Consider the following 7,561-nt stretch of genomic DNA (forward strand, 5'->3'; position numbering starts at 1 on the left):
GTATTCATTAAACTGATTGAGGGCAATCGTAAATGCTCTGTAGAAAATACCTTAGTCTGCGGAAAAGCAGCAGCGTGGTTTTTTAATAAAAAACAACTGATCGTCTTAGCGTTTTTTACTGAATTTTACATTTTGTCTTGACCTGTTCATATTTATTGTATACAATAAATATATAATAAAAAACGAGGTACTTCCATTGAAAGAAAAGAAGGAGTCTCTAAGTGACCGTGCATATGCGTATATCCTTGAGCGTATTATTACGTTCGAGTTGGCACCCAACGCGCCAGTTGTTGAGGATGCGATTTGCACGGAGCTGCACATAAGCCGGACGCCTGTACGCGAAGCGCTACGGCGGCTGGAAGCGGAAGGCTTTGTCACAAAAATTCGGAATCTTGGCAGCTTCATCCGTCCCTATACGCAGGAGGATATTCGTGAAAGCTGCGAAATCCGAAAAATTTTTGAACTCTATGCGCTCAAAAGTTGCGTCAAACAAGTCAAGCCGGAAGAGATCAACGCTGTCCGTGCGCTGCTTCTGGAACTGACAGAACAGTCTCCGGTTGAGGCGTATTATGCGAGTGACACGGCACTGCACAATATGATCACCAAATACTGTATCAACGCGAAAATACATGAAATCCTGAAATCGCTTGATGTGCAGTTGGAGGCTATCCGGAAAATTTCGGCGCAGACGCCGAAACGCCTGCTTAGCTCGTGTGAAGAGCATCTGGCGATTTTGGATATGATTGAGGAAATGGATTTGCAGAAAGCGTCAATCTTTTTGGAGCGTCACTTGGAGAATGTGGAGCAGAGCAGCTTGCGTGCTTACCAGCGCTTGCGGGTGGAGAAGCTTGGAACGTAACTTGATTTTATACCGCTCGTCAGGGCGGTATAAAAAAGCAATCGCATTGTATACAATTATAATACTATGGTGTTGTTGAGAGGTATAAAATGGCTACTGGCTGTAAAATTGTGCTGGATTTTGAGCGCCCTGCGCGGGAATTAATCGAAAGCTTCCGTGAGATTTCGGTTGCGAATCTGGACGATTGCATGGGAAGAATCGCGGCGGTACGGGCGGAGATTGTGCCGATGGGAAAGCCGAAACTACTCGGCGCGGCGTTTACGGTCAAGGTACCGGAAGGCGACAATCTGATGTTCCATAAGGCGATGGATCTGGCAAAACCCGGAGATGTGATCGTCATTAACGCTGGCGGAAGCATTCAGCGCAGCATCTTTGGGGAATTGATGGCACACTACTGTAAAATACGCGGCATTGCAGGGATTGCTGTTGACGGAAGCATCCGTGATGCGGTGGAAATTGCTGCGATGGATTTTCCGGTTTATGCGCGCGGCGTGACACCGAATGGCCCGTATAAAAACGGCCCCGGTGAGATCAACACTGTCATTTCTTTCGGTGGCAGAACTGTACATCCGGGAGACATCGTTGTTGCCGACGCAGACGGCATGCTCTTCGTCCGCCCGGACGAGGCGGACGCGATCCTGAAAGCGGCGAACGCGGTGATGGAAAAGGAAGCAAACATTATGAAAACACAACTGGAGAACGGTACATATCTTCGTCCGTGGGTGGATGAAAAGCTACAGGAAATCGGCTGTGAAATTGTAGAGCGCTCGTAAGCGCAAAGGAGGATGAAACATGGAATTCACACAGGAACTACGGGGACGCTTTGAACGGTTGTCGTCCACTAATCTATCGGATGCCATGGACGCACTCGGGATGCGCGGTTTTACTTTCGGTATCCACCCGTTGCAGGCTGCTTGGCGGAAGATTGTCGGTCCTGCCGTCACGATGCGCATGATCGCCGCCGGCCAAATACCTCAAAAAACACATCTCGGTATGAACGCCATCGCCTCTGCCAGGCCCGGTGACGTTATCGTCATTGACAACGGAGGCCGAATGGACAGCTCATGTTGGGGCGGAATCCTTGCTAATGCCGCGAAGATCAAGGGAGTGGCCGCCACCGTTATCGACGGTTGCTGCCGCGATCTGGATGACTGCATCGATGCGGACTACCCTGTCTATGCACGCGGCACGGTTATCTGCACGGCCCGTGGCCGCGTCATTGAAGAGAGCACCAATCAAATGATCCAGTGCGGCGGCGTCCAGGTCCGTCCGGGCGATATCATCTTCGGCGACAGCAGCGGTATTGTTTGCGTGCCGCAGGAGAAGATGCTTGAGATCCTGGAAAAGGCGGAACAGCTCTGGCAGAAGGAAGAAGACATGATAGCTGAAATCAAGGCAGGCGCGGATATTCTTGCTGCCGACGCCAAGTACAACTACAATAAAATGCTGCAAAAGTGAGGGACAGATAACATGGATCAGATTATTGAACGTTTCAAAAAGCTGGACACTACCTGTGTTTCTGACGCTATGGACAAAATTGGTATTGAATGTAGCGTTTACGGCATCAAGCCGGTTCAGAGCGGAGAAAAAATCTGCGGTCGGGCTTTCACCGTTCACTATGCCCCCTGCGGTGCTGTCAAGGGCACGGTCGGTGACTTCCTGGACGACGTCGAGCCGGGACAGGTTATCGTCATTGACAACGCGGGTCGCGACAATTGCACCGTCTGGGGTGACATCATGGCAAAGACCGCCAAGAAATACGGCATTACCGGTACGGTCATTGATGGGGTCTGCCGCGATATCCCGGCGGTTCTTGAGTGCCGGTACCCTGTATTCTCTAAAGGCTATTATATGCGCACCGGTAAGGACCGCGTATATGTTGATGCAGTGAACGTTCCCGTTACGCTCTCCGATATTCAGGTTTGCCCGGGTGACATCGTCATCGGTGACGACACGGGCGTTGTTGTCGTGCCGCAGAGCCGTGCGGAAGAGGTTGCGGAAATTGCTGAGAACATCGACCGCAAAGAGCAGGAGATTCTCGCTCTGGTTGCGAAGGGCTATAAACTCAAGGAAGCACGCGCCATGACCGGTTACCATCATTTACAGACGAAAGAAAAATAAGGAGGCAACACCAATGGCAATGTATCTGACCCCGGCAGAGCAGGAGATGTTTGACGGTAAACGGGGACCGCTAACGCAGAAGTGTATGAAGGTACTTGTGACGCTCGGCGAAATTTACGGTGCAAAGCGGATGGTCAAGGTGAGAAACGTTCACTTTCCGGGCGTATCGTATCGTGTGGCGGGTGACGCAGGCCTGGAGTATGTGTGCGATGCGAGCGAGCAGGGCAGTTTCTGCGTGCCGTCCACACTTAACACTATCGGCATCGACTGTTTCGACATGGAATCGTTGCAGTTTGACAAGGAATTTTGCAAGGGACAGCTCAAACTCAACGAGGCATATGAAAGGATGGGCGCAATTCCGACCTACACCTGCACGCCGTATGTAGTCGGCGGCTGTCCTGGCTTCGGCGAACATGTGGCATGGGGCGAGTCGAGTGCCATCATCTACGTAAACTCTGTCATCGGTGCACGTACCAATCGTGAAGGCGGTCCGACGGCGTTGGCGGCTGCAGTCTGCGGCTGTGTGCCGGAATACGGCTTCCATCTCAATGAAAACCGCTGTGCGACACACCTGATTCAGGTGGACTATTCTCTGAAAACGAATCGCGACTTTGCCGTAATGGGCTACTACGTCGGCAACAAGGTTGGCAACAAAGTTCCATGCTTTACGGGCATTACCGAACGTCCGATCGTCGAGCAGTATAAGGCACTGGGTGCGGCGCTTGCTTCGTCGGGAGGTATTGCGCTCTACCATATCGAGGGATTCACACCCGAAGCGCCGAGCAAAGAGGTGGTTTTGAAGGATGAGTACGAAACCGTGTACTTTGGCAAGGAAGAATACACCGAGGTGGAGAAGTTTTTCACACTTAGAGAGCCGGCGGACCTGGTCGTCATCGGGTGTCCGCACTGCACAATCAACGAGGTTGTCGAGATTGCAAAGCTTGTGGAAGGCAAGCATGTGAAGATTGACATGTGGGTCTGCCTATCGCATCAGATCTATGCGTTGGTAGAGCGCATGGGCTATGTGAAAACACTCGTAGACGCGGGTGTGACATTTGTGCGAGATACCTGTCCTATCCTCTGTCCGACCAGCCCCAAGGGTTATCGTGGCGTGGCGACGAACTCCGGTAAGCTTGCGCACTATATCCGCGGTTTGTGGAACATGGACTCTGAGCTTATACAGCTTGAAGACTGCGTAAAGACTGCACTTGGGGAGGAGGCGTAAGATATGGAAGAAAAAATCGTCATGCAAGGCAGAAAGATTGTCGAGGGCTACGCCGAGGGCTATGCGATTGTGGCAAAACATGATTGCATTTCCTTTATGGGCAGCACGAACCCCAAGACTGGTTATATTATTGAGCGCGGGCATGAACTCGAAGGCATGTGCATGCAGGGAAAAATTCTCTGTTTCCCGTCATCCAAGGGCTCAACAGGGGGGTCCTATATGCTGTATGATGCAGTTAAGCGCGGAGTGGGCCCCGCAGCCATTGTCAATATTGAAGCGGAATCCATCGTTGTCATCGGCGCAATCGTCTCTGATTTTCCTATGGTCGATAAAATTGACATTTCCAAAATCGAAACCGGCGACTATGTAAAAGTCGATGCGACAAACGGAGTTGTAGAGGTTATCAAGCATACAGAGACATAGAGGCTGAATCGGCATATAGAGATAAAACAGATAAAGAGGAGAAAGAGCCATGGAAATCAGTATGAACATGTACCATACCATAGCCCTTGCTGTGGTCGTCTATTATCTTGGACAGTTTATCCGCGATCGAGTGACATTCTTTCAGAAATATTGTATTCCTTCCCCTGTGATCGGCGGCATGATTGCCGCATTGATTATTACTGTTTTGCGCGTGACGGGAGCAATGATTATTAATCTGGATACGACGCTACAAACGGTTTGTATGCTGATATTTTTCTGCAACATCGGCTTCAACGCCAGATGGAAGGTACTGAAAAAAGGCGGCATTGGGCTTGTGATTATCTTTTTTGCGGTTGCAGCGTTGTGCATCATTCAGGATGGCTTCGGCGCTATGATGATGAAGCTTTTCGGAAAGCACCCGCTGCTGGGCACGGCGATTGGTTCAGTTTCGCTGGTTGGCGGTCACGGTACCGCCGCATCCTTCGGGCAGCTGATTGAGGATATGGGTGTTCCCGCTGCGGCGTCTGCATCGGTTGCAGCCGCAACCTATGGTCTGATTGCCGGCTGCATGATTGGAGGGCCGATTGCCCGCCTGCGTATTTTGCAGCTGCAAAAGAAGGGAAAGTTTGAGCTCAGCGACTGTACGGAAAAGCTGGATGAGACGGAAAAGAAGTCTCTGAACGAAAAGAGTTTGATGCTGGCCGTGGCGCTGTTACTGTTGTCCGTTGGCGCAGGTCAGATTATTTCCAGCATCATCGGCAAGTTGATGACCTTCTCTGCTGCGGTGGGCTCGCTGGCTGCGGGTTGCCTTGTGCGGGGATTCTGTGATGCAAAGAAAATTGAGCTTCCAGACGAGGAAATCGAAATGACCGGTAATATCGCGCTATATCTGTTCTTGTCCATGGCGATGATGAGTATGAAGATCTGGGAACTGGTCGATTTGGCTGTACCGATGATTGTGACGCTGTTGTTCCAGACGGTGATTTGCGGCCTATTTGCCTACTTCGTTATTTTCAATATTATGGGGCGCGATTATGATGCTGCCGTTATGACATCCGGCGCCTGCGGCTTTGGTCTCGGTGCAACACCTAACGCTATCGCAAACATGAGCGCTGTGGTTTCCAAATACGGTCCGGCGCCGCGCGCATTTCTGATCGTTCCTATTGTGGGCAGCATGCTTGCCGACATTGTAAATTCGACCGCCATTACTGTATTTATGAATATCTTCGGGTAAACAGGAGGAAGTATAATGGTATCTGAGCGAATACTTGCTATGGCGCCCTCGGCGACGAGTATGCTGGGCGGAAAAATCAGCGAAATGAAGGCAGCGGGGCTTGATGTCGTGTCCTTTAACCTTGGAGAGCCCGATTTTCAGACGCCGCGGAAAATCATGGATACCTGCACGAAGGCAATGCTGGACGGCAACACCAAGTATATTGCCGTGGGTGGTATACTGCCGCTACGGAAAGCTATCTGTGAAAAGTTGGAGCAGGACAACAATGTTTCCTATGAACCGTCGGAAATCTGCGTTTGCACAGGTGCATTAGCGGCGCTCTACAATGCGATGATGACAATCTGCAATCCGGGCGACGAGGTGATTATCCCGACACCTTGCTGGGTCAGCTATGTCGAGATGGTAAAGTTGGCGGGCGGCAAACCTGTGTTTGTCAGAACGATGGCAGATTTCCAATTGAACATTGCAGAGATTAAAAGCGCTATTACACCGCGCACGAAGGCTGTGATTATCAACACGCCGAACAACCCGACCGGCGCTGTATACTCACTCGACGTGCTAATGCATCTGGCGCATCTGGCTATCCGGCACGATTTCTATGTTATATCAGACGAGGTTTATGAAAAGCTTATCTACGACGGCGTAGAGCATATCAGCATTGCTTCGCTCTTGCCGGAGATGCGCCGGCGTACTATTACGATCAACGGTTTTTCCAAGGCATATTCCATGACCGGCTGGCGGCTTGGCTACGCGGCGGCTCCGATGGAAATCACAAAGGGCATGGTGGCGTTTCAAAGTCACACGACAACCAATTCCACGACATTTGTGCAGTACGCTGGTATTACCGCGCTCAAAGATTGCGCCCATGATGTCGAAGCGATGCGGCAGGAGTTTGCCAAACGCAGGGTGTATATGCTTGAACGCATGGAAAAGTTTCCGGATGTAACCTGCACGAAGCCCGGCGGCGCATTCTACCTGATGCCGGACGTTTCCGCCTACTACTGGAAAAAGACTATAGATGGACAACTCATCAAAGACTCGTTTGATTTCTGCAACTACATGCTGAACGAGGCACGCGTCGCGATTGTCCCCGGCGCTGCTTTTGAAATGCCGAAGTGCGTCCGCTTTGCTTACTCCATCTCCATGGAGGCCATAGAAAAAGGTATGGACCGTCTGGAAGCGGCGCTGGTGAAACTTCATTGATGATATGCTGCAGATCAGCAACACTGTAATCTGGTTGTAGGGGCAAATACTTCCGTTTCTGTATTATACTTGATGTTATTGGCAAAGTTTTATTTATTCGGTTGATTTCGAAAATGCTCCGTGCAGATATCGACAGGTGGTCGTGCAACACGTCGGTCGGCTGGATATTTTAGTGTAAACAAGTCGTTGAATCAGCAAAGGAATAAAACGTACGGGCGGCTTAACACTCCTCCTCACTCCTCATTGTCCTTTCTGTGGGATCGTTTCGCCTTACCATTATGTCGGGGTGTATAGGGCTGAATCTTTTGATGAACAATAGCATGGTCTTTAAGAAATTGTTCAAAGAGAGTCAGGCCCTTTTTGTAAGCGGTTTGAAGCGGTTTGAAGCTGTTTTGGGATATACTTAGAAGCTTTTTTGGGGCCGTTATCTCAAGGTGTTTCATGCAACTACACGAACATAGTAAAGACCGCTTAGAATGATCTGCACCCAATTTAT

General features: G+C 50.4%; 8 protein-coding genes. All 8 read left to right on the plus strand.

Annotated features, from left to right (window positions below; genetic code table 11):
- Positions 1–196: 196 nt before the first annotated feature.
- The 8 genes from HMPREF0080_RS09015 to HMPREF0080_RS02045 all read left to right on the plus strand — a co-directional run bounded on the left by HMPREF0080_RS09015 (position 197) and on the right by HMPREF0080_RS02045 (position 7,065).
- Complete coding sequence (locus tag HMPREF0080_RS09015; protein ID WP_006789470.1) at positions 197–859, plus strand: GntR family transcriptional regulator; 663 nt, start codon at positions 197–199, stop codon at positions 857–859.
- 89 nt (positions 860–948) lie between these two features.
- A complete protein-coding gene (locus tag HMPREF0080_RS02015; protein ID WP_006789471.1) occupies positions 949–1,632 on the plus strand; it encodes an RraA family protein in 684 nt (227 codons plus the stop codon).
- A gap of 19 nt (positions 1,633–1,651) precedes the next feature.
- Positions 1,652–2,317 carry an RraA family protein gene (locus tag HMPREF0080_RS02020; RefSeq protein WP_006789472.1) on the plus strand — a complete coding sequence of 222 codons (666 nt, stop codon included), beginning with the start codon at positions 1,652–1,654 and terminating at the stop codon, positions 2,315–2,317.
- Between the two features lie 12 nt (positions 2,318–2,329).
- Positions 2,330–2,980, plus strand: a complete 651-nt coding sequence (locus tag HMPREF0080_RS02025; protein WP_006789473.1) for an RraA family protein — start codon at positions 2,330–2,332, stop codon at positions 2,978–2,980.
- A 13-nt stretch (positions 2,981–2,993) separates the two neighbouring features.
- Complete coding sequence (locus HMPREF0080_RS02030) at positions 2,994–4,205, plus strand: aconitase X (protein WP_006789474.1); 1,212 nt, start codon at positions 2,994–2,996, stop codon at positions 4,203–4,205.
- Between the two features lie 3 nt (positions 4,206–4,208).
- Positions 4,209–4,628, plus strand: a complete 420-nt coding sequence (locus HMPREF0080_RS02035; protein WP_006789475.1) for an aconitase X swivel domain-containing protein — start codon at positions 4,209–4,211, stop codon at positions 4,626–4,628.
- A gap of 49 nt (positions 4,629–4,677) precedes the next feature.
- On the plus strand, positions 4,678–5,862 hold the full coding sequence (gltS, locus tag HMPREF0080_RS02040) for a sodium/glutamate symporter (RefSeq protein WP_006789476.1): 1,185 nt from the start codon (positions 4,678–4,680) through the stop codon (positions 5,860–5,862).
- A 15-nt stretch (positions 5,863–5,877) separates the two neighbouring features.
- The gene (locus tag HMPREF0080_RS02045; RefSeq protein ID WP_006789477.1) at positions 5,878–7,065 is read left to right on the plus strand and encodes a pyridoxal phosphate-dependent aminotransferase; all 1,188 of its coding nucleotides are present in this window, start codon (positions 5,878–5,880) and stop codon (positions 7,063–7,065) included.
- Positions 7,066–7,561: the final 496 nt, after the last annotated feature.

Origin of the sequence: Megasphaera geminata F0357 (assembly GCF_000239275.1) — a bacterium.
Lineage (GTDB): Bacteria > Bacillota > Negativicutes > Veillonellales > Megasphaeraceae > Megasphaera > Megasphaera geminata.

What these genes read in the sequence shown, in the direction of transcription:
- HMPREF0080_RS02015 (WP_006789471.1), top strand. Translation starts at nt 949, where the DNA reads ATGGCTACTGGCTGTAAAATTGTGCTGGATTTTGAGCGCCCTGCGCGG.
- HMPREF0080_RS02020 (WP_006789472.1), top strand. Translation starts at nt 1,652, where the DNA reads ATGGAATTCACACAGGAACTACGGGGACGCTTTGAACGGTTGTCGTCC.
- HMPREF0080_RS02025 (WP_006789473.1), top strand. Translation starts at nt 2,330, where the DNA reads ATGGATCAGATTATTGAACGTTTCAAAAAGCTGGACACTACCTGTGTT.
- HMPREF0080_RS02030 (WP_006789474.1), top strand. Translation starts at nt 2,994, where the DNA reads ATGGCAATGTATCTGACCCCGGCAGAGCAGGAGATGTTTGACGGTAAA.
- HMPREF0080_RS02035 (WP_006789475.1), top strand. Translation starts at nt 4,209, where the DNA reads ATGGAAGAAAAAATCGTCATGCAAGGCAGAAAGATTGTCGAGGGCTAC.
- gltS (WP_006789476.1), top strand. Translation starts at nt 4,678, where the DNA reads ATGGAAATCAGTATGAACATGTACCATACCATAGCCCTTGCTGTGGTC.
- HMPREF0080_RS02045 (WP_006789477.1), top strand. Translation starts at nt 5,878, where the DNA reads ATGGTATCTGAGCGAATACTTGCTATGGCGCCCTCGGCGACGAGTATG.